This window comes from Flammeovirga sp. MY04, from assembly GCF_001682195.2.
GTDB classification, from domain to species: Bacteria; Bacteroidota; Bacteroidia; order Cytophagales; family Flammeovirgaceae; genus Flammeovirga; species Flammeovirga yaeyamensis.
In genome coordinates this window covers 3,069,998-3,094,456 of record NZ_CP003560.2, presented here as the reverse complement: position 1 = coordinate 3,094,456, position 24,459 = coordinate 3,069,998, and the positions used below count along the sequence as shown (strand labels likewise).

The 24,459-nt window shown below is 36.8% G+C and carries 20 protein-coding genes; 17 read left to right on the top strand and 3 right to left on the bottom strand.

The window, feature by feature from the left end; all coding sequences use genetic code 11:
- Positions 1-50 precede the first annotated feature (50 nt).
- The 16 genes from MY04_RS12445 (at position 51) to MY04_RS12370 (ending at position 15,668) form a co-directional block, all read left to right on the top strand.
- The gene (locus MY04_RS12445) at positions 51-1,196 is read left to right on the top strand and encodes an Ldh family oxidoreductase (RefSeq protein WP_066210086.1); all 1,146 of its coding nucleotides are present in this window, start codon (positions 51-53) and stop codon (positions 1,194-1,196) included.
- Between the two features lie 141 nt (positions 1,197-1,337).
- Entirely contained in the window at positions 1,338-2,138 is an 801-nt protein-coding gene (locus tag MY04_RS12440) for an SDR family NAD(P)-dependent oxidoreductase (RefSeq protein WP_066210085.1), read from the top strand.
- 57 nt (positions 2,139-2,195) lie between these two features.
- Positions 2,196-2,936: an SDR family NAD(P)-dependent oxidoreductase gene (locus MY04_RS12435; RefSeq protein ID WP_066210084.1), complete on the top strand. Its 741-nt coding sequence runs from the start codon at positions 2,196-2,198 to the stop codon at positions 2,934-2,936.
- Positions 2,937-2,957: 21 nt separating this feature from the next.
- Positions 2,958-3,566: a nucleoside deaminase gene (locus MY04_RS12430; protein WP_066210083.1), complete on the top strand. Its 609-nt coding sequence runs from the start codon at positions 2,958-2,960 to the stop codon at positions 3,564-3,566.
- Between the two features lies 1 nt (position 3,567).
- Positions 3,568-4,212 carry a TMEM175 family protein gene (locus tag MY04_RS12425; protein ID WP_066210082.1) on the top strand — a complete coding sequence of 215 codons (645 nt, stop codon included), beginning with the start codon at positions 3,568-3,570 and terminating at the stop codon, positions 4,210-4,212.
- 8 nt (positions 4,213-4,220) lie between these two features.
- Positions 4,221-4,964 (top strand): hypothetical protein, encoded by a 744-nt coding sequence (locus MY04_RS12420; protein WP_066210081.1) that lies wholly within the window; start codon positions 4,221-4,223, stop codon positions 4,962-4,964.
- Positions 4,965-4,993: 29 nt separating this feature from the next.
- Entirely contained in the window at positions 4,994-6,379 is a 1,386-nt protein-coding gene (locus tag MY04_RS12415; protein ID WP_066210080.1) for a diaminopimelate decarboxylase family protein, read from the top strand.
- Between the two features lie 123 nt (positions 6,380-6,502).
- Positions 6,503-8,614 (top strand): CehA/McbA family metallohydrolase, encoded by a 2,112-nt coding sequence (locus tag MY04_RS12410; protein ID WP_158297685.1) that lies wholly within the window; start codon positions 6,503-6,505, stop codon positions 8,612-8,614.
- A 13-nt stretch (positions 8,615-8,627) separates the two neighbouring features.
- A complete protein-coding gene (locus MY04_RS12405) occupies positions 8,628-10,235 on the top strand; it encodes an MFS transporter (protein WP_066210078.1) in 1,608 nt (535 codons plus the stop codon).
- A 126-nt stretch (positions 10,236-10,361) separates the two neighbouring features.
- A complete protein-coding gene (locus MY04_RS12400) occupies positions 10,362-10,571 on the top strand; it encodes a hypothetical protein (RefSeq protein ID WP_066210077.1) in 210 nt (69 codons plus the stop codon).
- 52 nt (positions 10,572-10,623) lie between these two features.
- On the top strand, positions 10,624-11,394 hold the full coding sequence (locus MY04_RS12395; protein ID WP_066210076.1) for an NAD kinase: 771 nt from the start codon (positions 10,624-10,626) through the stop codon (positions 11,392-11,394).
- A 3-nt stretch (positions 11,395-11,397) separates the two neighbouring features.
- Positions 11,398-12,858, top strand: coding sequence for an alginate export family protein (locus MY04_RS12390; RefSeq protein WP_066210075.1), 1,461 nt, complete (start codon positions 11,398-11,400; stop codon positions 12,856-12,858).
- Complete coding sequence (locus MY04_RS12385; RefSeq protein WP_066210074.1) at positions 12,858-13,427, top strand: hypothetical protein; 570 nt, start codon at positions 12,858-12,860, stop codon at positions 13,425-13,427. The genes MY04_RS12390 and MY04_RS12385 overlap by 1 nt, the downstream gene beginning before the upstream one ends.
- Positions 13,428-14,531: a BamA/TamA family outer membrane protein gene (locus MY04_RS12380; protein ID WP_066210073.1), complete on the top strand. Its 1,104-nt coding sequence runs from the start codon at positions 13,428-13,430 to the stop codon at positions 14,529-14,531.
- 143 nt (positions 14,532-14,674) lie between these two features.
- Positions 14,675-15,133: a hypothetical protein gene (locus MY04_RS12375; protein WP_066210072.1), complete on the top strand. Its 459-nt coding sequence runs from the start codon at positions 14,675-14,677 to the stop codon at positions 15,131-15,133.
- Between the two features lie 49 nt (positions 15,134-15,182).
- Positions 15,183-15,668, top strand: coding sequence for a hypothetical protein (locus tag MY04_RS12370; RefSeq protein ID WP_066210071.1), 486 nt, complete (start codon positions 15,183-15,185; stop codon positions 15,666-15,668).
- A 171-nt stretch (positions 15,669-15,839) separates the two neighbouring features.
- On the opposite strand, the gene MY04_RS12365 is transcribed toward MY04_RS12370, so the two are convergent.
- Complete coding sequence (locus tag MY04_RS12365; protein ID WP_066210070.1) at positions 15,840-17,003, bottom strand: BamA/TamA family outer membrane protein; 1,164 nt, start codon at positions 17,001-17,003, stop codon at positions 15,840-15,842.
- Positions 17,004-17,431: 428 nt separating this feature from the next.
- Here MY04_RS12365 and MY04_RS12360 point away from each other — a divergent pair, with 428 nt between their 5' ends.
- A complete protein-coding gene (locus tag MY04_RS12360) occupies positions 17,432-17,917 on the top strand; it encodes a GNAT family N-acetyltransferase (protein WP_066210069.1) in 486 nt (161 codons plus the stop codon).
- 60 nt (positions 17,918-17,977) lie between these two features.
- Here the strand turns inward: MY04_RS12360 and MY04_RS12355 are convergent, their stop codons facing one another.
- Together MY04_RS12355 and MY04_RS12350 are read right to left on the bottom strand one after the other, a co-directional pair.
- Complete coding sequence (locus MY04_RS12355) at positions 17,978-21,235, bottom strand: AsmA-like C-terminal region-containing protein (RefSeq protein WP_066210068.1); 3,258 nt, start codon at positions 21,233-21,235, stop codon at positions 17,978-17,980.
- 192 nt (positions 21,236-21,427) lie between these two features.
- Positions 21,428-24,400, bottom strand: a complete 2,973-nt coding sequence (locus MY04_RS12350; protein ID WP_158297684.1) for a two-component regulator propeller domain-containing protein — start codon at positions 24,398-24,400, stop codon at positions 21,428-21,430.
- Between the last annotated feature and the right edge of the window lie 59 nt (positions 24,401-24,459).

Below are 24,459 nucleotides of genomic sequence, written 5' to 3'. Positions count from 1 at the left end.
ACTGCCACGTCCCATCAAAACATAATCTTACAAATTAAAAAATTACTACTATGGGAGCACAAGGAAAAACTAAATCGACGAATGCAGATTTCTTAAGATATGCATTGAAAAGAACTTGGATGGCTGCAGGCGCATCAGAAGAGCACGGTAATGCAGTAGCAGATGCATTAATGTTAGGTATCCGTCAAGGTAAATTAAACCAAGGTTTAGGTGTATATGAAGCAATTGATATCATGCACCAATCAGGTTTATTGGATATCAATGCTGAGCCAGAAGTTGTTGGTGAAGGAGATACTTGGGCATCAATCGATGGTAAGCGTTCATCAGGTTACTGGACATTGACTAAGATGGCGAACATGGCGATCGAAAAAGCGAAAAAGCATGGTATTGCTATTGTTTTCGGTCATAACCATAACGATGCAGGTTCATTCGGTGCTTATACTTGGATGGCATCAAAAGCAGGTTGTGTTGCATTAACTTCTAACAACTCTGTACCAATGTGTTCGCCTCTAGGTGGTATGTCAAATACAATTTCTGTACCTCCACTAGATGGTATTGGTCCTGCAGGTGAGAAGCCTCCAGTATGGATGTCAACTAAACTTTGTGAGTGGTACGATGCAGATACTGCACAAGCGGTTCTTCAAGGTACTAAGCTGAAAGGTGATTATGTAATCGATCCAGAAACAGGTGCTTTATCAAACGATTTGGCTCCATACGCTCAGCCAATCGAAGGTTACGGTCGTGTATACAACCAATCGGCTTTCCAACAGTTATCTAACCCAAGAGTTTACATGTTGAACCTATTCAACGAATTACTTTCAGGTATTATCAACCCAGGTGGTATTATCACTCCAGAAGTTCCATCATTAGGTGATATCGTAGACGGTAAAGCGAATGGTACTTCAGTAGGTGGTTCTTACTTTATCTGTATCGATCCTTCAGTATTTGGACCATTGGGTGATGTATTGGCGAAATCAGATCGTTTTGCTCAAGCAATCGAAGATTCTCCAGCTCGTCCAGGTCAAAGAAAGCCAGGTATGCCAGGTGCTAGAGGTTATGAGTCAATCATCAAAGACGAGGAAATCGTTGAGGTATTGGATTCTCACTGGGAGCCATTCTTCAAGACTCAAGCAGGTAGATACGGTCTATCAGAAGAGAGCTTAAGAGAAGAGTGGGAAGCACAAAGAAATAAATAATCAATCAGAAATAATGTTGGCTTTCAAGAGTTTCAATAGGTTTCAACCTATTGAAACTCAAACTTCACTAACCCACGATTTCAATCGTGGGCACCCAGAAGTGCTTAAAAAAGAAAGCCTAACAAAAAATATAAATCAAAAATGAAACTTCTTGAAAACAAAGTTGCTCTAGTAACAGGAGCAACAAAAACAAAAGGTTTAGGTAGAGCAATTGCTGAGAAATTGGCAGAGTTAGGTGCTAAAGTAGTTTTAACTGGCCGTAACAGCTCTAAAGAGGGGATGGAAGCAAACGTTGCAGCAATCAAAGCAAATGGTGGCGAAGCAATGGGTGTTTTAGTAGATGTTTCAGATGCAGCTCAAGTAGATGCAGCTATTCAACAAGTATTGGATGCTTACGGTTCTCTTGATATCGTAGTGAACAATGCAGGTGTTGGTTTTGGTTCTGCTTTATTGGACGAAAACACTGACAAAGACTGGGATGCCAACTACGCTGTAAACGTAAAAGGTGCTTTAGCAGTTTGCAAAGGTGCTATTCCTGCCATGGAAAAATCTGGTGGTGGAGCAATTGTAAACGTTGCTTCTACAGCGGGTATCGCAGCAGGTATGGGTATGCCTTATCCTTATGTAGCTACAAAACACGCATTAGTTGGTGCGACTAAAGTTTTGGCTATTGAGCAAGCAGCGAAAGGTATCCGTGCAAATGTTGTTGCTCCAGGTGCAATCAATACAGATATGTTACAAGAAGCTTACAAGGCGATTGCAGAAGCTGAAGGTTGTTCAGTAGAAGAGGCAGCAGCGAAAGAAAATGCAGGTATTCCATTAGGTCGTCCTGCTGAGCCAAGTGAAATTGCAGAAGCAATTGTGTACTTAGCTTCTCCTGCAGCGAGTTACATTACAGGTATTGTATTGCCGGTTCACGGTGGTATGGCACCAGGTTTATAAGATCTTATTTAGCATCATCGACTCTTAGGAGTTGATGATGTTCTAAAGAAACTGAAGATGAAGAAAGTTGCCTTAATTACAGGAGCTGCCCAAGGAATTGGATTCGAAACAGCAAGGCTTTTAGGAGAGAAAGGATATGCAGTCATACTAGCTGATGTTCAAGATGCTTCTTCAAAAGTTGAGGAATTAGAAGGGAAAGGTATTGAAGCAAAAGCCATATCATTTGATTTAGCAGATAGTGCTACTTTTCATCAAGTAGTGGAATTTGTGGATAAGCATTACGGTAGATTAGATGCATTGGTAAACAATGCTGCCATGTTGGTAGATATGGGAAAGCATCCATCAGATTTATCAGAAGTACTATTTAGAAAAGTAATGGAAGTGAATTATATCGGACCATTCCTTTTCACTCAAAAGTTAGTTCCTCTTTTAAAGAAAAGTGAGGCAGGCAGAATCGTTAACCTTTCCACTCAAGTGGCACAATTAGCACAGTTATCTGATATGAATTCTCCTTTAAGAGATGATATCTGTGCCGCTTATCAAAGTTCTAAGATTGGAGTAAACGCCATGACAGTACTTTTTGCGAAGGAGTTGGAAGAATTTGGTATCAAAGTAAATAGCTGTTGTCCTGGTTGGGTAGACAGTGCTATGAATACCGACGAACTACCTGATTATGGTGATGAGGCTCGACCAAAAACTCCAGCAGAAGGAGCTGATACATCGGTATGGTTAGCTACGCTTCCACAAGATGGACCAACTGCAGGTTTCTTTACAGATCGTGAAAAAATCAATTGGTAACTAAACGTTAATCATTCTACTATGTGTAACAATACTGAAAAACCCGTTTTAAAGTTCGAAACTCCAAAATTCAATTATGATGAATTGGAGCAGCAACTCAACGATTATGAAGCAAATCCAGAAGGATATAAGCATGATGGACCGTCAATTATTTCTGTTCGTCAAGGGATACGTGCTGGAAGAGGAGGTAGTGTTGCAGTAGGTGGTTGTTTGCTTCATCATGATGAGGTGATCGCAGAAAATATGTCGAAAGCCAACTCTCCTTATCACCGCTTGGATTTACATGCTGAGATGGTGCTATTGAATGAGTTAGAAGACAGATTATGTGATGATAAAACCCCTCGAATGAGAGATTACACTTTGTTTACTTCTCAAGAACCTTGTCCGATGTGTTTGGCAAGAATCTGTTTTAGTCAAGTAGGTAAAACGTATTACGTTTACAGAGACGGAAATAGCATTGAAGCAGGTACACAGACAAATTATGAAAGAATGCCAGAAGGGTTTCAATTGTTAGGTTCAAGATTGATTGTTGAAGAAGCCGATTGTTCGCCGAAGCTAAAAGAAATTGCACGTCAGGTATGGCTAAACTCCATCGATCATTGCGTGGATGAATGGCTAGAAAGGTATTAATATGGCATCACAAGAAATACAACAACCTAGAGACCACACCTACTTTCTGGACTATGTAAAACATTTGGGCATGCTGCTTTTTGCAATAAGTATGACCACCCCAGTTTTGGGATTGATTGTTTTTGATGTCGAAACAGAAATTGTAGATGGAGAAAAAGTCATAGATTCTCAATTGATATGGGATAAACCATTTCTTCCTTATGTAGCAGGTTTCTTGATATTAGTTATCCATTGGTTCAAGTTCGTCGAAGTACATCATTCGATGAAAACAACCAACCTCAATCAGATATTAATCACCTTTGGTTACTTCTTTCTACTGTGTCTCTATCCTTATTTTGAAATGAACATTGAGTTCACTTCAGATCAACCTCATTCAAGAGCCATTTTTAGTGCTGTATGGGGATTATTAGGCATCTTTTCGTATTGGAAACTGCATCATGCAAAGAAAAACGATATGCTTAAAGAGGAGATGACCGACGAGAGAATCAAGGTGTTATCCAACGAAATTTTAGCTGACCCGGTAGTCGCAGTAGCTTGTATAGGTCTATCCTATATCAATTTCTTCGCTTGGTTAGTAGGCATGGTTGCTTTAGTACCTATCGCCAATTATATATTAGCAAGAACCAGTATTCGTGCTGGTCATTAATTTTTACTATGAAACAATTCATTTCACTATTCACTCTTCTTCTTTTATCAAACTTCATTTTCGCACAAGAAGAAATTGACGCATCAAAGCCAACGAACTTTTATACTCAGTTGTACAATCACTTAGAATACAACTATTCTAAAAATGGAGCAGATACATATGGGTATAGAGCAGAGTTTATGTTCGCACCAAGTGATGCACACTTGTTTTTAGCTGAGATGCCATTATTGCATAACACAGAGACAGGTAAAACAGGTATTGGAGATTTTAGAGCAAGATACTTCTATCTCCCTTATAAAAATTATGATAAGTTCTTTGGAGCATTTGGTCCATCGGTAGACATTTTTGCTCCAACAGGAAATTATGATGATGGTTTAGGATCTGGAGCTTGGTTAGTACAGCCAGGTGTTACAGTAGGTTTAATGATAGCAGATTGGATTCAAATGTTCCCAATTCTTTCTTATCAGTACACTTCTTCACCGGTGTTAGAAAGACCAGGTTTGTTTCAAGATCCACAACACGGAATGTCGTTTCAGATCATCACTCCAATTATTTTGAGTGAGAAGATGTTCCTTCAGGTTACGCCAATTTATACGGCAAGTAATATTGGCATGGAAAGAAACGACCGTTACATACAAGAATTTATTGCACAATACGCATTATCAGATAAGCTACAACTAAGTGGTTTTTACAGAGGAGTTTTTAAAGATGATAATCACACTGCTCGTTTGGCCCTTGTAGTCTTCCTTTAAGAAACGAAAAACATTAAAAAGATAGAATCATGAGCGATATCAAAATGAACCCGCTGTTAAGCGTGAAAAACGGAGAATTATTTATCGAAGATGTAAGCACTGTAGACATTGCTAATAAGTACGGTACTCCTTTATTCGTGGTATCAGAAAACATCTTGGTACAAAACTACCTTGCTTTTCAAAACACTTTCCAAAAGTTTTATCCTGAGGGAAGAATTCGTGTTATGGCAGCGGTAAAAGCCAACCCAACTGTAGCAGTAAGAAGAGTATTATCTCAAGCGGGTTGTGGTTGTGATACTTTCGGTGCTGGAGAGTTGGAAACAGCAATTAGAGGTGGTGTACCTTACGAAGATATCGCCGTTAACGGTTCGATTAAATCTGATGATATTATCAGAAAAGCAATTGATTTAGGTATTCATATCGTTTTGGATAACAAAGACGAACTAGGTGTTTGCCAAAGAATTGCTGCTGAATTGGGTAAAGAAGCACACGTGATGTTGCGTATCAAGCCTTACATGAAAGACCTTGATGAGCCATCGGATTTCTTCCCTGCACGTTTGATTCGTGAAATGACACAAACGGTAAAATATGGTATCCCTACTTCTGAAGTAAGAGAGATGTTGCCTCAGTTTGCCGATTGTCCAAATGTGAAGCTAGTAGGTGTGCATACACATGCCGGTCGTCACTCGAAAAAGCCAATTTTCTGGTCGTCATTGGTACAATCAGTAGTCGACATGATCAAAGAGATTCATGATGGTGTGGGTAATAACTGGTCACCTTCGATTGTTTCTGTTGGTGGTGGTTTCCCTGCTGAAATGGACAAAGAAACTCGTGTAGCAGTAACGGATTACGATACACCTCACTTAGAAGATTTTGCTAAAGTGATTACAGAAACTTTCAGAAATGGAATGAAAGGTATTGGTCTTTCTTCTGATGGTGTAATTCTTGAAATCGAGCCGGGTCGTGCGATGTATAACGAAAGTGGTATTCACTTATTCAAAGTACACAACATGAAGCATGAAACTGCCAACGGTATGGACTACCAATGGGCAGAGACAGATACTTCGGAGACGTTCTTAAGTGTTGGTGGTTTGAATGTGACACCTCCATTCGATTTGGTAGCGTGTAACAAAGCAGATCAAACATACAATACTCCTGTAGATGTTGTAGGTATTACTTGTAACTACGACTGTCTTGCAGAACAACATAAAATGCCACAACTGGAAAAAGGGGATACATTGGCGTTCTTGAACACAGGTTCTTACATCGAGCCTTATACTTGTAACTTCAATGCACTTCCTAGACCGGGTATGGTGATGGTAAAAGGTGATACTGTGGAATGGGTAAAAACTCCAGAAACACAAGACGAGGTATTCTCGAGACACGTTGTACCAGAAAGATTAAAAGATATCTAGTAATTACTAGGTATTGTTAAGCCTAATTTGTTTAGATAAAATGTATCGATGGGGACGATGAAACCCTCGTCCCCTCGGTAGTTATGGAAAGAAATTTCTCTCTATTGATTACTACTCATGGGAATGAAAAAAATACTACTATGTATAGGTTGGTTATTGACTTTACCACTTCTAGCACATCATCCTGACAATCCATCAGGAACATTTGAGATCGACTGGAAGACAAGTCAAATCGATAAAACCATTGCTACAGGAGTGTTCCAAACAATGGGACTTCGTGTGGATAATGATCCATCTAGAGCCGGCATTAAAAGAGACGGTGACGATCAGATTCTATACGGTATAGCTTTGGGATTTAGTATCGACGATACTTTTGCTTTTGATATCGATCAGAAAGTAAAAGTAACTGTGGAGATGGAAGTAAGTAATCTCAAGCAGTTCTATTACGCTTACGACAGAAATGGTGTGGTAGAGTCTGTACACAAAGTGGATATCAAAGAAGGACAAACGGGATGGCAGACGTTCGAATTTGTTTTGGACAGAGCTCGTTTAGCCAACAGAGGATATGGAAACACAGACTTTGCTTTATCAAGTAATGTGGATATGTCTTCTCAGTTATTGTTCATTAAGGATATTCGTTTTGAATTGGTAGGTGATAATGCAACGCAAAACCCTACTGGAAATTTACAGTTAAACCTTTTCAATAAGAAATCTAAAGAAAGAGTAGCGGCACAGATCGGACTATATGATGCCACTGGCAGAATGCCTCTTCCAACAGAAAGTGCTATCGAGCTACAATTCTTTGAAAACATGGTTCGCTCTGTAGAAATCAGAGAAGAATTGGATCAAATCAACTGGCCTCATAAAAACCATTATACTATGTATATCGATGGTTTGTATCAAGCCAATATTCCGGCAGGGAAGTATGATTTAGTGATTATGAAAGGACCTGAATATCCAATTTATCAAAAGACAATTGAGATTAAGGAAGGTCAGACGAACAACATCAACTTGTATTTGGAGCATGTATTTGATATGCCTAAAAAAGGTTGGTACTCTGGAGATGTTCATAACCACTTCTCAAGAAGAAATTCGAGCATGAACCCGAATCAAATTGCCCACGCGAGAGCAGCAGATTTACATATGCACTGGCTGTATGCATTGGGAAATTCGGTGACGACACACTTCGATCAATATGCTTGGGGGAAAGAAGGTCAGTACAAAGAGAAAAATTATTATATCGCTTCAGGACAAGAAGATCCGAGAACTGACTTTCTAGGTCACGTTCTAGCGATGGGACACAATGAGTTTGTTCGCTATCCCAACGAATACTTCCATTACGATAGAGTATCGAAAGAGGTACATAATCAAGGAGGTGTATTTGGAGTAGCACACATGGACTTTGCTCAGTTCCAACAAAATATTGCTTTGGCTTTATTGGTTCCAGAAGATGAAGTGGATTTTGTAGAGATTTTCCAATATCATTCATTGAACTTAAACGATTGGTATGCTTTCCTTAACCTAGGGTTTAAGTTATCGGCAGCAGCGGGATCGGATTGGCCGTACATGTCGCTTCCAGGAGCTGTAAGAACTTATGTGAAAGTAGATGGAGCGTTTTCTCCAGAAGCTTGGAACGAAGGTTTGGAAAAAGGAAGGTCGTTTGTTTCCAATGGTCCGATGGTCGATTTCAACATCAATGGATCTGATATTGGCTCGACGTTGAGTGTGAAGAAAGGAGAGAACATCACTTTAAAAGCCAAAGGTTATATCGTTCCAAGTTGGGATAAATTAAACTATGCTTCTGTGATTATGAATGGGGAGATCATCAAAGAGATTAAACTGGAAAAAGGTCAAGAAGAAATTGAAATTAATTTAGATATCCCAATGGAAGAAAGTGCTTGGTTTGCGATCAAAGTGCATGGAGAAAAAGCCCATGACATTGTATTCCAAAGTCACTTTACCAAAAGAATTCAAGCCCACACTTCTCCGATTTATGTGGAGGTAGATGGTCAGCCAACTTGGTCAAAAACAAAAGGACCGGAGATCATCGATGCTTTAATCAAAAGAATGGAAGAAGTGAAGGAAATGAAGTATCAGCGTTACGACAACGAGGCTTGGGAAAGTCCGGATAGAACGTCTGAAATGTTGGATGCTTTCCGTCCATTCTTAAGAACATGGATTGATGAAACGAAGGCATACTACGAAGATTTAAAAAAGAAAATTGTGACACCATAGATTAAACTAACAAATGAGTACGCAAGATAAAATGAACTGGAAACCGTTAATCGTAATCATCCTCTCGATGGTGATGATGTACATTACATCATTTAGTATTAACGTATTGATTGGCCCAATTGTACAAGACCTCAATTGGTCGGTATCGGGTCTGCAAATGGTGATCGTATCCGCGTCTTTAATTGCTGGTACTTTGATGGTAACCGCAGGACGTTTAGGCGATAAAATAGGGAAGAAAAAAGTATTTATCATCGGATCAATTATTTATACTGTTGGTCTAACGATAGTAGTTTTAGCACCCAACTCTACCATATTTAGTGTAGCATGGGCATTGATTTGGCCTTTTGGTATGGTGTTGGTTATTCCGACATCCATTGCACTCATCATGTATTTCTACGAAGGGTCTCAAAGAGCTTCAGCATTTGCGATCTATGGAGCCGTATTATCAATTATCTCTGCCTTAGCACCAGTAATTGTAGGTTATTTAGCTTCTATCGTTTCATGGAGAATAGCACTGGGTTTATCACCTGCATTTGGTGTATTGACCATTTTAGCTGCTTTCACCTTACCAGAAACAGAAAAAGATTCATCCATTAAAATTGATATTCTATCAGTAGTATTATCAGTATTGGCTTTCGGTACTTTCTTGATTGCAACGACAATGGCGTCAGAGTTCGGTTGGTTAATGGAGAAAAGACCATTTGATATCGGAGGGACAGTCATTCCTTTAGGTGGATTATCTATTGTGCCTGTGATGTATGCCATTGCAGTGGTATTATTGATTGTCTTCTTCAAAAGAGGAGCAGCTTTGACAGCCAAAGGAGAAACACCATTATTGAGTGCGTCCATTTTGAAAAACATTCCATTCTCTATTGGGATGACAATTCAAGCGTTATTGTACTTCTTGATTGCGGCAGTATTGTTTACGGTTTCAGTCTTTGTACAATCGGCAGCAGGTTTAGATTCTTTTGATACAGCATTGACCACTTTACCAATTTCAATTGGTGTAGCCTTCACCGCTTTCGGGACAGCAAGTTTAGGGGAGAAGATTTCTCCAAAATTGATCGTGATAGTTGGTTTTGCGATCATCTTAGGAGGATCATTCTTATTGACGCAACAAACATCTGTCGAGATGACTTGGATGTCAACAATCTCAGGAGCGTTAGTGTTCGGTGTTGGTTGTGGTTTAGTGATGGCACAAATAGCCACATTAACGATGATCAAAGTACCTTCATCTCAGGATGGAGAGGCTTCTGGATTATCAGAGACCATGAAAGAGATTGTAGGTCAAGGATTCGCCATTGCCTTCGCAGGATCTATCTTATTCGGTTCGGTGTATTCGAATATGGTTGACGGTTACGAAACGACTGAGGAACTTCAGTTATCAGAAACAGCCAAAGAAGAAATCATTATCGAATTAGAAGATACTTTTATGGAAATTACTCCTGAGGAAGAGAAAACTTGGGTACAGGAGGAGTTACCAGAAAAAACAAAAGCTGCGTATCAAGAGATCGTGAACAATTCTGCTGAGAAAGCATTCACAGATACATTTATGATCATCAGCATCTTTACAGTGATTTCGTTGATATTAAGTTTCTTCCTTCCTGGTAAGGAAAAGTAAAAAAGAAAAATTTAGAGGTTGACTCAGTATTCCTGAGTTAACCTCTATCAAAATATATTCTCGTTGAGAGCTTCGAAAAGATGTCTCGACGAATAAAGTAATATCTATCCTAAACAAAAAAAGCAAATGAAACAGTTTAAAGGCGTATCGATTATCGATACAGACGGAAAGAAAAAAGAATTTATTATTGGTGCTCATTTCTTAGGTGATGAAGCAAGAGAGATCGAAGAAGTCTATGTAGAAGATTGGCATCAGTATCCTCTTGTTATTGTAAAAACAAGTTTAGGAGAGCAACATTTTGCAGATGTAGAATATGAAATGTTGTACGAAGAATAACAGTAAATAATAAATAATACGATCCATTCAATCCACGCATTCAAAACTTATTATGAAATATCAAAAATTAGCCTTTTTAAAATCAGGTAGTCCTAAATCAGACGAAGCTTTTCAGTTATTGACTTCAGTACATAAAAACTATTCAGTCGATGAAGCTGATGTCGTAGTTGCTTTAGGTGGAGATGGTTTCCTTTTACAAGTACTTCATACCTATCCGGATTTAGATAAACCTGTATTCGGTATGAACAGAGGAACACTAGGCTTTTTATTGAATGAGTACAAGGATGATGTGGATTTATTAGAACGTATCAATCATTCTCAAGATGTGCATTTATGTCCAATTTCTGTGGATATCGAAGACGATCAGGGAGAGCATTTTCATTATAAAGCCTATAATGAAGTGTCGGTCATCAGATATTCTGGGCAGAGTGCAAATCTTGAGATTTCTGTCAATGGAAAGGTAGCTTTAGACATGCTAAATGCGGATGGCGTTTTAGTAGCTACTCCAGCAGGATCAACTGCTTATAACTTTTCAGCACATGGTCCAATCATTCCATTGAATGCAAATTTATTGGCTTTAACGCCAGTATCCCCTTTCCGTCCAAGACGTTGGAAGGGAGCTTTACTACCCAATGATGTGGTGATTGAGATTAAAAACTTAGATCCACAAAAAAGACCAATCGGTGCCGCGGCAGATTCCAAAGAAGTGAAGAATGCAGTACATGCTAAGGTTTGGCAAGACAAAAAAGACACGAGACATCTACTATTCGATAAAGATCAATCTTTAGAAGACCGCATTTTATTAGAGCAATTCAGTATTTAATTTATGATGAGATTTCTGCAGTGTTCAAGCGTATTTTTATTTCTATTGATACCTATTTTTTCTTGGGGTCAAGATTCTTTGTCATGGCCTTTGGATAGCTATCAAGACCGACGTTACAAAGAAAATTGGAAACTAGAAGATTGGCGAGTTCGTGATGTTCAATCGAGAGATTGGTCCGATAAGATCAAAGCTGTTCCATTATCAAAAAATAAAAAGATTTGGGCATCTTTTGGTGGACAAGCGAGGGTACGATACATGCCTACCGTAAACGAGGAGTTTCAATCGCCTAACTCTGGTTTATTTACTTTTCGTTTGAGAACACATGCCGATATTCATTTTGGTAAAAACTTTAGAGTATTTGCAGAGGGTATCTATTCGAATACCACTAAAGATAATACGGACAGACTTGGTGCTGGAACACCTGTAACAAATGGCGCCTTTCTCAACCTTTTCGGTGAATATAAATTCGATTTGTATAATAATACCTACATGGGAGTTTGGGCAGGTAGAAGAGAATTACAGGCAGGGCACGAACGTTTATTATCCCCCGGCAATTGGCTTATTACGCGTCGATCTTTTGATGGAGCCGGTTTTTATGTAGGGAATGATAATAACAAGTTAGTGGCCTTTGTGAGTAAACCAGTTATTCCTGTTCCCGACGGTTATACCACAAGAGATGAAAACACCACTTTTTGGGGTGTACGCTACGAATCGTTTGATGTTGCCTATACCACCACTGCCGGATTTGGGGTGCCAAGTTGGTCGTCTTTTGATAGAACCTACTTTGAACCCTACTTCTATGGTCTACATCGAGAAAATGCAGTCTATGAAGATGGGGTAGCCAACGAACAACGTTATACCGCAGGTTTCTTATTGGCAGGCCCAATTAAACGAATCTTTAATTATGAAGTGGAAGCCATGTATCAGTTTGGTAAGTTTGGTGATAAAAACATCAATGCTTATTCTATAACTACTGAGTTTGGTGTATCCTTTCCAGAAGTAGCCACACAACCTCATATCTGGGTAGGATTTGATTATTCATCAGGTGATCAAAACAAAGGAGATGGCTCATTAGGAACCTTCAATCCTCTCTTTCCTCAGGTAGCACAGTTTTTTGGAGAACATGGAGCCATGGATCGTAAGAACTTAACATCATTATCTGCCAATATCGATTTTACCTTATTCAAAGTAGTAAAATCAAGGTTGACGTATTGGAACTTTCAAAGATCGAGCTTAGAAGATGCGGTTTATAACACATCAAATGGTATATTAAGAAGTGGAGAGAGTAATTCAAGAGACTTAGGTGATTCCATGCAATTATCATCCGTAATTACTTTAAACCGTCATTGGGAAATTTGTGCCACCTATAACTTCTGGGTACCTGGACAATATTTCTGGGATACACAAACAGGAAAAGCACACACCCAACATTTCTTTATGTTGACCACTCAGTTTACTTTCTGATGAAAAAGAAATCTTATAAAATAGACCCAAAATACTTAAAAGAGTTTTTCTCTGTATTGTTCGGGGTGATGTTCGCCTTGTTTATTGATACGATGTGGAGTGATCATGAACATCAAGAATTAGCAAAAAAAGCGAAACGAGATATTCTTATAGAGGTAAAAGATAACCTTAATAAAATTGATTCTTTGGTGGTCGTACATCAAAAAACAGAAGAGAAAATAAGAATTCTAGCAAAAGTACTTGATGGAGAATTAGACAGTACAAATGTTGATAGAGATATTTCATTAGAATTTGAATTGACTGAGGATACTGCCTGGGAAACTGCTAAAATATCAGGAGCAGTGACCTATATGAAGTTGGAGGAGTTGTCTAAATTCAATTCATTATATAAACTCCAAGCAATTTATATGAATAATATGGAGAAGTTTATGGAGCACTCATTTACTGGTATGCAGTTACTTACTGAAAAAGAAAAACTAACCCAGATGGGTTATTTCATTCATAGTTCCATGACCACAGAAAAACAATTGATCAAAGAATATAAAAAGGTTTTAGATGAAAATAAGTAAATGAAGTTCATTTGGGTACATATTATTACTCTTGTATTATGTATCAATCAGTCGATAGCACAAACTGATTCGACTTCATTACGTCCATATAAAAACAATATTTTAGCCTCACCGGCTTTATCCTATAGTCCTAAAACAGATGTCGTTTTAGGACTATATTTTTTATATCAGTTCAAACTCAAGAAGGATGATTATACTACCCGTCCTTCTAATGTGAATTTTTATGTGGGGTCTTCTTACAAAGGACAAAATTACCTTTCGACGGAACATGAGTTATTGAGTAATGCTGAGAAGTACTATTACAAAGGAAAAATTGAATACAAGAAAACTCCGGAACAACTTTATCGAATTGGTCCGGATACAGGAGAGGATGATTTTATTAATGCGGAGTATCATTCTCTTGAAATATTTGAAAGAATAGTGCATCAGTTCAGACCCAATATGTTCATAGGAGGGAAGTTTCGTTCCATCAGTATTTTTGATATTAATTATACAGATCGAGAAGGCAAAGGCTTAGATGAAAATAATTTGCCATTTCCTGGGGCTGAGGGAGGAAGTTACCTTGGTATTGGTCCTGTTTTTATTTGGGATAAACGAAACAGCATCATGACCCCTACAAGAAACTTTTACCTAGATTTAACCACTCTTTTTTATACTAGTTTAGATGATTCAAGGTCTTTCATCACCATCAAATTGGATGGACGACGTTATTTTGACCTAAAGAACAATGGACAAACGGTATTGGCTTGTCAGTTACTAGTTCAGAATAATTTTGGTGATATACCTTTTCATGAATTATCCCTACTGGGAGGAAAACAAATAATGAGAGGTTATGAATTGGGTCGATATAGAGATTTTCATTCCATACAAACACAAGCAGAATTACGTCAAAAAGTTTGGGGGAGATTTGGTATGACGGCCTTTTATAGTTTAGGAACAGTATACGATGAACTTAGCGATTTTCAACATTTAAAATCTACTTTAGGGGCAGGACTTCGATTAAATATCAATAGAAAAGACCCTGCAAATGTGAGAGTCGATTTTGGTTGGAGTTTGGAAGAGAACAATAAAGGTATTTATATCACTTTAGGAGAGGCATTTTAAATCCATTTTTATTTGATAATTGAATAGTATTCTTTGTACAAGAGTGAGTTGGTCTTGTTTGAACAGTAGTTAATGATCTTGAACAAATCAAACGATTGAATAATTTGAACGTTTGTTCAGTTATATCATCTAACAAAGACATTATGAAACGTACATACATAAAAATATTCATTCTTGGGTTAATGACCATGTTTTGGTCTTGTAGTAAGAAGTCTAACGTACAACCCACTAGTATTCCTAGTATTAAAATTTCTACACCAAATGAGGTGAGTATAGGAGAGGGGAAAGCGAATGAAGATATTCAAGTGAATTTTAAGGCGGAAGGGTTGATAGATCATGTGTTGGTCACTTTCCCGATGCAAGGATTGGGTGTTAGTGTAGAACTCACTAGAGTTCCAGAATCTGAAGAAATGAAAGAAATACAAGATTCGCTGTTGGATGGAGAACTTCCAGAAAAAATTAAGGGAGCGACCAATGCCAAAGCTTTTCTTAAAAAAGAAGTGATTAACGAACTGAAAAGAGGAGAGCAGTTATTCACTTTCGAAATGATTGACAGAAATGGCAATCATGTTTGGCAAGACCTCACGATTAACGTGTACTAATTCTTGTCTATACATCACTCCTTTTACAATCTACTTTAACTTTATTGCTATGAAAAATATATCAGTATTTGTCGTTGTTGCTTTAGTATTTATGGCCTTGTTATCTTCTTGCGGAGGTAGAAACATTGAAGATGTCATTCCAAGATCAACTGCATTTGAGTTTTCAAGAGGAACAGAAATGTACATCACAGAAGGGAAGTTTCAAGATACGGTGAAAATCGATATTTATGTTCCTGCCAAAATTGTTACAGTGGATGTAAGTACACCTTTTGGCAAAGAAGATTTTCATATCAATTTGGCAGAGGAGCCAAAAGAATTTGGAGAGGAAAAGATGCAAGAGAGTATGCTTGGAAAGCACACTACTTACAGACATGTATTGGGAGCGAAAGATGTAAGAGTACATTTAGTCCCTAAAGTGATGAACTCATTATCAACGGGAAAACATACCATTACATTCGCTGTCTTGGATGAAAAAGAAGAATACAAACAACGTGATTTAAACATCACTGTTGTTCCTGAAAAAAAGAAAAAATAACCCAATTACTATATACATGATCACATTCTCATCGAGGGAATGTGGTCAGCACTTAAATAGAATTTAAACAAATATATTATTTACATGTTTTTTTAAACATAGGCAAGAAAGGCTATCTCAAAATGTATTGAAATAGCCTTTCTGATTTTTAATATATAACTATTTTAGAGTTTATCTAAACCAATTAGACCCTACCGTTAGGTACCAAGCCCAAACTTCAGGACCTCTTGCAATATCGATACCTGCGTGTAAACCATATTCTTTAGCAATAAAATATCTAAAGCCACCACCAACGGCATATTGCCCTTTTGAAAAATCAAACTGATCAATTTTTGGTGCAGTAAAACCGGCACCTGCAAAACCAACAGCGCTCCAACGTTTTGTGAATTGCCATCTCCATTCAGTTTCTAAAGTCAAAGCATTATGGTCTTGATATCTTAAGGCTTGAATACCTCTTAAATTGATGAAAGGAAGTTCATAAAAGGGAACACTATCGCCCCATTTAGCGGCATAATTTAATCGATATCCAGAAAATAACTTCTCTTTGATAATCGGTTGATAAAAATAAGTTCTATGGCTAAAATTCCAATAATCGTTATCACCACCCAAAGCTTTATCAAAAACACCGAACTCTGTAGCAGACATAATTCCTTTGGTAGGGGTAAAAGTGTTATTTCGAGAATCCCACATCCCCACTAAGTTTAGTCCACCTAGATTGTTCTCTTCTTCCAATTTTCCTAATTCAGGTGTTTTGGTATCAAAAGAAACGTCATTGTTAAAATAGACGTAATTGAATCCTGCAAACATAGGGACTTTGGCTACTGGTCTAAATAATAATTCATGAAAAGTAACAAAGCCTTTCATGTTGAATTCGTACTCTCCTGCATCGAGTACGTTTCCGCCATAAAAAGTAAGATTTGGACTGATATAGCCAACTGCACCGGTATAGCGTAAACGGTCGTTTAAATACGATCCTTGATGGGCGATCATCGTTAGCCAAGTGCCATTTTCTGTATAAGCACCGGCTATAGCGGTCATCACTGGCGGTAGGTTTTTATTATTTTCAAAATGTGCGGTAGAATCGACCACTACTCTTTCTTTTTGCTGACCATGGAAAAATACCCCTACAAGTCCACCTCCAAGACCAACGGCTGGTTCTGTAATTAAAATGGGTACAGGTAGAAAACCAAAACCGGCATTTAAAAATCCGCTGACATCTACACAATGATCTGCAGAATCAATAAAATAATCATTGAATTTACTTTGAGCATAAAGTATTTGAGTAGATAAAATTAGTGTAGTGAATAGAAGTGACTTTTTGTAATTAATGTTCATGGTGAGGAGTTTGAATAGATAAATCAAATATACATTCATAAAGGTGAAATATCTCTTTCAATCCCCTAATCATTTATAAAAAAAGTCCATCTCAGTTTTTCTGAAATGGACTTTCAATGCTTATCGTTTATTCTTTCGATCTATTGGGTGATTTTGTTGTGAATAGATTTCGATTGATAAACCAATTGCTTTTACTCCTAGTGAAACAATTTTAACGCAGTTAGAAAATATAGATCTCATAATATAAAGTTTTAATGGATTGATTTTATGTGATTTGAATGATTACTTATATAATAACGTACTAATTATTCATTCGTTCGAATAATTAACATACTTTCATTTAATTTTTGAGTTCTGAGTTATTTATCTCAGTTTTGATACTTATAACTTAAATATCAAATTGTCACCAATTCAGAAAACTAAGACTCATGAAAACTTCCAGATTATACCTCACATTGTTATCAGAAAGTGATTTAGACGAGGCCATTGCTTTATTTAAAGAGCCAGATGTTATGAAATTTATCTTTCCAATGGTGGATAAATCAGATGAGGAAAGAAAAGTAATACTTAAAGTAAAAATTGAAGAAATACATCAAGATATTGGTTTCTTTTGGACAGTAAGAAATAATGCAGATGAACTGATGGGTATTGTGAACCTAAACCCTATTCCTGGAAAAACAGATATACAAATTGGTTGGATATTCAGTCCAAGATTTGCGGGGCAGGGTTATGCCTACGAAGCATCAAAATTGATATTCGACTTCGGTATTCACGAACGAAAGGTGAATCCAATTTATGCCATTATTGAAGAAGGAAATCATAAGTCTGTACGATTGGCCGAAAAGCTAGGCCTAAAGTGGTCAGAGTCCTATGAGGAAGACGGTATTAAAATCAATAAATATAAGTATCAATAAAAAAATGGCTGCTAGAAAAATTTAAATCTAGCAGCCATTATTATTTTTAGTGGAATGATATTATTTCCCTTTGTTCTTTTTGCCTTTACCTAATTTGATGTCATAATCATCAATATTTCCTTCGATTCGGACAGCAACATATTTGCCTCCCTCATCTTTTTGAATTTCGTCCTCTTCGTCATCTTTTTTCTTCTTACCTCCTGTTAAGGTATTCCAAGCGACAGAACGAACAAGTTTAAAAGGTACCTCTACCATGTATTTCATATCCATATTCAAGTGTTGCTCTCCAGATATGTATAACTGCCCAATTGTTGAGGCAATGTCCATTCGTGGAATGTAGAATACACCATCTTTTACCGTAAAATTGTTTTCGATCTTATCGAAACGAATATTACTCATGTCTTTATTACCGAAGTAACGAGCCATAGCTTCTAAAGGACCAAAATTCACAATACGACCATCAGCAAGTGTCATTTTGATATCTGCTGTTGTATGGGCAATATCCACACTCAAATCGTTATTGATATGCGTTTTTGCTTTCATATTAGCATTCAAAATACCATCAAAGTTTTCGGCCATATTGATTTTGTCCCCTTCGTATTCTACTTCAAAATCAATTTTTGATAGATCGACATTTGTTAGTGTCGCATCACCTTCTAGAATTACGTTTTTAGGATCTTGTGTATCGGCAACACCACTCATTTTCATACTTCCGACATCACCAAGCTGGACAGAAACACCATTTAAGACCACTTTTTGATCGGTGGTAGTCGATACTTTACCATCGAAGTTTTTGATGTTCATGTCCATCAACTTCATGGTATTTACTTTGATGTCTAATTCCAATTCAGGATACTTGATCGCAAAAATATCAACAGGTTCTTCTTCCTGTATCTGCTGAGATCTTGATGCAGAAGATTGTTCATACGTTTCTTCCGGCAGGGTCAATTTCAAGAGTTCATTAAAGTTGATGAGCTTGGCATCGACTTGGAATTGTCCTTTAAAGTCTTTTCGAGTACTGTCTAAAACATTCAATAATTGAGCATTGAAAGTCATATCACTTTGACCGATCTTACCTTTAAAATCATTCAGGTAAACATCTTTATCTTTTTTGACCAACTCGAATCGGAAATCTCTAAATAGGAGTGGAGTGATACTTAATCTCCATTTTAGACCCTTCATCCATACTTTAAAATCAGGAACTTTTTTATCAGAGAACAATTCTTGATTGACCACATCGATACCACCTTGGATTTGGAAGTTGTTCATCTTTTCGTTTTTAAACGATTTTGGAACAAGTAATGAATCTCCGTAAGTGAAGAAGTCGACAACACGCATAGAGTTTGAACGTATATCAAATCCTGCTTTGATTGTAATAGCAGAGTCTTTGTAAACGATACCATCGTAATTATCAAATCCTCCTCTGAAATAGAAATCTGACTCTCCGATATTACCTTTTAAATGATCAATACCTAAAGCTTTTGGCGTAATGCCCATCAAACCAGATACATTGTGAATCGATTGGAACTTATCAAAAGAAGTTTGAAGGTTGTTGATCGTTAATTTACCATAAGGGAGAATCTTATAATCATTCAAACTTTTTGAGTCGGTTTCCATAGTGAAATCGATATCAATATCATGTAGATTGTCGGCCAAATCGATAGCTGCCGAATCGGTATATTCAAGTAATTCTCTAACAAGTAAATGATTGGACTGAAGTCGAACATCTGCCTTAATTGGCGTTTGCATTCCTAAAGCATAGAAAATTAAGTTGTCGATGTTTCCGTTAAATTTAAAGTCAGAACCATCTACCTTAGCCATAAAATCTTTGATACCCACATGGTTTTCCCAAATGTATAAGGTAGCATTAATATCTCTTGGCGACATTCCTGTCGGAATATGTCTCACGTGTCCATCACTTAGCTTTAGATAGATTTTCTGAGAATTTCTACCCGATTGGATAAACTTCTTTTTCTTCACATCGATATCGTAATTCACATCGGCTTTAAAAGCAAGTTTACCCCCTAGGCTATCGAATGGAATACCAGTTAGTAAATCATCGAAGTTTTCTAAAGATAAATCGGCTTCCCAGTTTAAATCTACGTGCGGTTTTTCAATTCCATTGGTAACGGATAGATCACCTCTAGTAAATCCATTTGTTGTTTCAATATTGAATTTATTCAAATGGAACTCTAATTGAGATAGATCTGCAGAATCACCCGTATTTAATGAGGCTTGGAAACTGAAGTCGTTCAGTCCATAAGGTGTTTTTAAACTCTTTAAGGTAAACTTATCTAAAGCGACATTCGCTACAACTTTTGGTAGAGTTGCTTTCGATTTACCAGTGATTTTAGCATCAAACTCCAAACCACCCAAAGTACTTGTATACTCTGACTTGATCTTATCCATATCCATCTTACCATTAGCAAGAAGGTTAATGATGTTCAGGTCTTTTTGTGAGGCGGTTAGATTTAAATCCAACGTTAGATCATTTGGAATATCTACCGTACCATTTAAGGCAAAAACAGCTCCTTCAATATCAAAATCACATTTTTTGATGTCGATGATTTTCTTCACTCTATCGAAAGTGAGGTTGGTCTTCATCTCCAAATGTTTGTTTCGCCAGAGTAGCTTTTCTTTATCTTTAATCCCTAATAATTCAACATTTACTTTCAGTTTATTAGAGATAATATTTTCGTTATAAGTAAGGGAAGTTTTGATGTTATTCACCTGTACACCCAATCCTTTATCCGTCATCTGATTGTATACAATCACTTTCACGTTTTTCAACGAGAATTTATCCAATTGTACATTAAATGCAGGAGGGGCCGCTTGTGTGGTATCTTGTGGCACTTCTTCTACTTGAGTCGTATCACTTAAATCAATACCAAGCGCATTGGTTAGGTTAAGCGAACTGTCTTTATATGCATAAAGGTTCACTTCTCCATCATGAAGCTTAATTGCTCCTACTTTAACATCACCGCCAATAAGGGCCATAACATCCACAGAAACAAAGAATTTATTTAAAGCAGCAATAGGTCGTGCTTCTTCTTTTCTTAATTCAGCTTTCTTTTCGTAGTAAGCAATACTATCAAGCTCTAAGGTGAAATTCGGGAAGTCTTCAAAAGGAGCAATACCGATCTGACCTATATGTAGTTCGCCATTTTGTTCTTGATTGACTGCCTCAATTACTTTTTCCTTTATGGTTTGTCTGTTGAGATAGAATAAGAGTACTCCGATGATAAGGATGCCAAATATTCCTAAGATAAAATACCCAAACAGTTTAAGGATTCGTTTTCCAATACTTTTATTTTCCACTATTTTGATTTTTTGGGGATACAGAAATAAGTATAATTAGTATAATCAGTACTATACTACGTTATTATTGCGGATAAAGGAATTAAAATCTCTATTTTTTCTGTTTTTTTAAGGCTGATTAAATTTATTATATAACACGAATTAAAATAGTTAAAATACTACCTTGATTAAATGCAAAAATGACCAATAGACTTAATATCTATTGATCATTTTTGATAATGATTTACGTTGCTCTAATCCGATTTTTTTTCTAATTCTATATCTTGATGTTTCTACGGTTCTGATACTTATATTCATCAAGGTAGCGATTTCCTGATTGTCCAAATCCATTCTGAGATAAGCGCAAATCCTTAATTCTCTTTTACTTAAGTCAGGATATTCGTGTTTGAATCGCTCTAAAAAATTATTGTGCGATTTATTAAATTCATGTTCAAACTCGTCCCAATAAGTATGATTCTCACTTTCTTTATCAATTTCTCGGACTAGATTTTTGATTTTCCTTTTTTCTGTGCTTCCAAAAGTGACAGACATCTTTTCTAATTTCGATTTAATCTGCTGTAAACTTTGGTTTTTGTGTAGGTGACTAATAGTGATGTTGGTTAACTCACTCTTTGTCTGATCCAATTCCTTTTCCAACGTATCATTCTGTATCATGATTTGTTCTCGATCTGCTTGAATACGCTCTAAAGCAAACTTCTTCTTCACGTTCATCATTCTAATTCGATGGAGTACGTAAAACATCAGAATAAATAGGAGTAGAACGGCGGCTCTAAACCAATTCGAATACCAATAAGGCCCATTGATGATTACATCTATCGAAGTTCCCTCTTTGTTCCATTTGCCATGATTGTTTGAGGCCATCACTTTGAAGGTATATTTACCTGGATCAAGGTTGGTATATGTCGCTCTTCTTCTATTGTTGACGAAGTTCCATTTGCTATCGAACCCTTCCAACATATAAGCATATTGATTTCTATCGGTCTCTGTAAAATTCAAACCACAGTAATCGAAATTAATAACTGACTGATCATAATCAAGTACTATTTCTTCTGTTTCTGATACCGATTTTTTAAGTACAGAAGTAGAATCATGTGGTAATTGAGGGATATTAAATAGATCAAAACCTGTGATATAAACCGGAGGTAAATGTTTGTTTTCTTCTAATAATATCGGATTGAAAATAGTAATGCCTTCAGTTCCTCCCACCATAATTTCTCCACGATCGTTTTTTGCTGCAGAGTTATAGTTAAAGGAATTATTCGGGATATGAAAGCTGACGATTTTCTCATCCGATAAAGAAAGTTTTGAAATATAGTTCTTACCTATGAGAATTAAGTTACCAAGGTTATCTGGTATAATATTGTATAGTGGAAGCTGAGGAATACCATCATCTTCATCGATCAAAGTAAACTGATTACTTTCCGGCATATATTTCACCAATCCGGAAGCTGTAGCCAACCAAATTTGCTTTAATTTATCTTCGTAAACACTCTTTACATAACTGATATTGTGATTATCTTTAATTAATGTGCTTAGTAAATCAGTATGCCACTTGTTTTCTGATCTATTGTAATAGATGACCCCTCCATCGGTACTGAACCAAATGTTAGATTGACTGTCTTCATAGACATGATAAATGTGATGTTGACTTAAATTTTGGTAGTTGATGTCTAATGCCTTACAAGTTTGTGTGTCTGCATCGTAATGTACCACACCACCACCTAAAGTGGCCATCCAAGTCATGCCAAACTTATCGGTGATCATCGCCCAAATATGATTACTTGGTAAACCATCTGATTTAATAGATCGCTTTATCTGTTTATATGTACGACGATCATTTTGATATATTCTAAGACCTTCGCTGTAGGTACCCACTAATAAGTTTCCATACTTATCTTCAGTAATACATTTCACAACATCATATACCATATCGTCTGTGATCGTCCCATCAATATTAAAGTGGTCGAATTGATTATTTGTATTCTTTTTCTGACGATGTAAACCACCCCAATCTGTACCAATCCATAGTTGTTTTTTACTATCAGTATAAATACTTAATACAGGTTTATTAGGTAGGGAAGTCGTATTACAAGGGTCGTTACCGATGGTACTAAAAAAGTTCTTTCTAGGATCGTATTTATCCACGCCTTGTAAATAACAGCCTAACCAAACATTTTCTTGGTTGTCTTTATACAACGACCAAATCACGTTAGAAGACAAAGATTGATGATCGACTTTAGAATTACTGATATTTTCAAATTGTTTAGTGGTCACATCAAAAATATCTAAACCGCCTCCATCATTTGCCAACCAAAGTTTATTCCCTACCTGAAGAATATCTCTAATGTTATTACTACTAGGACCATTTTCCTCCTCTACATACGTCGTGTATTTTCCAGATAGTAAGTTATATTCAGCCAATCCTCCACTGTTACTACAAACGTAAAGCAAAGTATCGTTATAGATACAGAGGTTTTTCTTCTCGTTATCTTCTAAATCATCAAGAGGTAGGTCGGTGTATTCAACTTCTGAAAATTGTAATGTGTTTTTATTGTAAACACTAAGTTTTCGGTTATTCGTAGCGAGCCAAATACGATTCCATTTATCTTCAACAATATCGTATACTTGTTCGCCATTAATACTGTTTTTATGGTCTGATAGGACATATTTTATGGACGATTTTCGGTCCTTTTGAACAACAGCAACACCTTTTTCTGTACCAATCCATAACTTTTGTTCTTTGTCTTCAAATAAACAATTGATAGAACCAGTTTGGATCAGGTGATCTTTGGTATTTCCTCCAGTAAAATGTTCGAAGACTTCCAATTTAGGGTTAAATCGACTGATGCCATTATTAAAATAGCCCACCCAAATATATCCATCACTATCTTGAATAAGAGAGGAAATCATATTGTCGTTTGGACCTTTATTTCCACCCATATCATAGACATAACGGTTAATTTGATAACCATCGTAACGGTTTAAGCCTTTAAAAGTGCCAAACCACATAAACCCTTTGTCGTCTTGTAATATACTTCCAACAGTTGCATCAGATAAACCATCTTCCACTTTTAGATGATCGAATTGTTTATTGTAATTTTGAGCATAAGTTGGTATATAAATAAGCAGCGAGAGTAACAGATAATATGTTTTTAATTCTTTCAATTTCAAATACTTCAATCAGTTAGTTGTTTTAGAGATTACTTAAGGTACTTTTTTAAGAA

What these genes read in the sequence shown, in the direction of transcription:
- MY04_RS12405 (WP_066210078.1), top strand. Translation starts at nt 8,628, where the DNA reads ATGAGTACGCAAGATAAAATGAACTGGAAACCGTTAATCGTAATCATC.
- MY04_RS12440 (WP_066210085.1), top strand. Translation starts at nt 1,338, where the DNA reads ATGAAACTTCTTGAAAACAAAGTTGCTCTAGTAACAGGAGCAACAAAA.
- MY04_RS12395 (WP_066210076.1), top strand. Translation starts at nt 10,624, where the DNA reads ATGAAATATCAAAAATTAGCCTTTTTAAAATCAGGTAGTCCTAAATCA.
- MY04_RS12370 (WP_066210071.1), top strand. Translation starts at nt 15,183, where the DNA reads ATGAAAAATATATCAGTATTTGTCGTTGTTGCTTTAGTATTTATGGCC.
- MY04_RS12375 (WP_066210072.1), top strand. Translation starts at nt 14,675, where the DNA reads ATGAAACGTACATACATAAAAATATTCATTCTTGGGTTAATGACCATG.
- MY04_RS12380 (WP_066210073.1), top strand. Translation starts at nt 13,428, where the DNA reads ATGAAGTTCATTTGGGTACATATTATTACTCTTGTATTATGTATCAAT.
- MY04_RS12430 (WP_066210083.1), top strand. Translation starts at nt 2,958, where the DNA reads ATGTGTAACAATACTGAAAAACCCGTTTTAAAGTTCGAAACTCCAAAA.
- MY04_RS12385 (WP_066210074.1), top strand. Translation starts at nt 12,858, where the DNA reads ATGAAAAAGAAATCTTATAAAATAGACCCAAAATACTTAAAAGAGTTT.
- MY04_RS12445 (WP_066210086.1), top strand. Translation starts at nt 51, where the DNA reads ATGGGAGCACAAGGAAAAACTAAATCGACGAATGCAGATTTCTTAAGA.
- MY04_RS12425 (WP_066210082.1), top strand. Translation starts at nt 3,568, where the DNA reads ATGGCATCACAAGAAATACAACAACCTAGAGACCACACCTACTTTCTG.
- MY04_RS12415 (WP_066210080.1), top strand. Translation starts at nt 4,994, where the DNA reads ATGAGCGATATCAAAATGAACCCGCTGTTAAGCGTGAAAAACGGAGAA.
- MY04_RS12365 (WP_066210070.1), bottom strand. Translation starts at nt 17,003, where the DNA reads ATGAACATTAATTACAAAAAGTCACTTCTATTCACTACACTAATTTTA.
- MY04_RS12410 (WP_158297685.1), top strand. Translation starts at nt 6,503, where the DNA reads ATGAAAAAAATACTACTATGTATAGGTTGGTTATTGACTTTACCACTT.
- MY04_RS12420 (WP_066210081.1), top strand. Translation starts at nt 4,221, where the DNA reads ATGAAACAATTCATTTCACTATTCACTCTTCTTCTTTTATCAAACTTC.
- MY04_RS12435 (WP_066210084.1), top strand. Translation starts at nt 2,196, where the DNA reads ATGAAGAAAGTTGCCTTAATTACAGGAGCTGCCCAAGGAATTGGATTC.
- MY04_RS12390 (WP_066210075.1), top strand. Translation starts at nt 11,398, where the DNA reads ATGATGAGATTTCTGCAGTGTTCAAGCGTATTTTTATTTCTATTGATA.
- MY04_RS12360 (WP_066210069.1), top strand. Translation starts at nt 17,432, where the DNA reads ATGAAAACTTCCAGATTATACCTCACATTGTTATCAGAAAGTGATTTA.
- MY04_RS12400 (WP_066210077.1), top strand. Translation starts at nt 10,362, where the DNA reads ATGAAACAGTTTAAAGGCGTATCGATTATCGATACAGACGGAAAGAAA.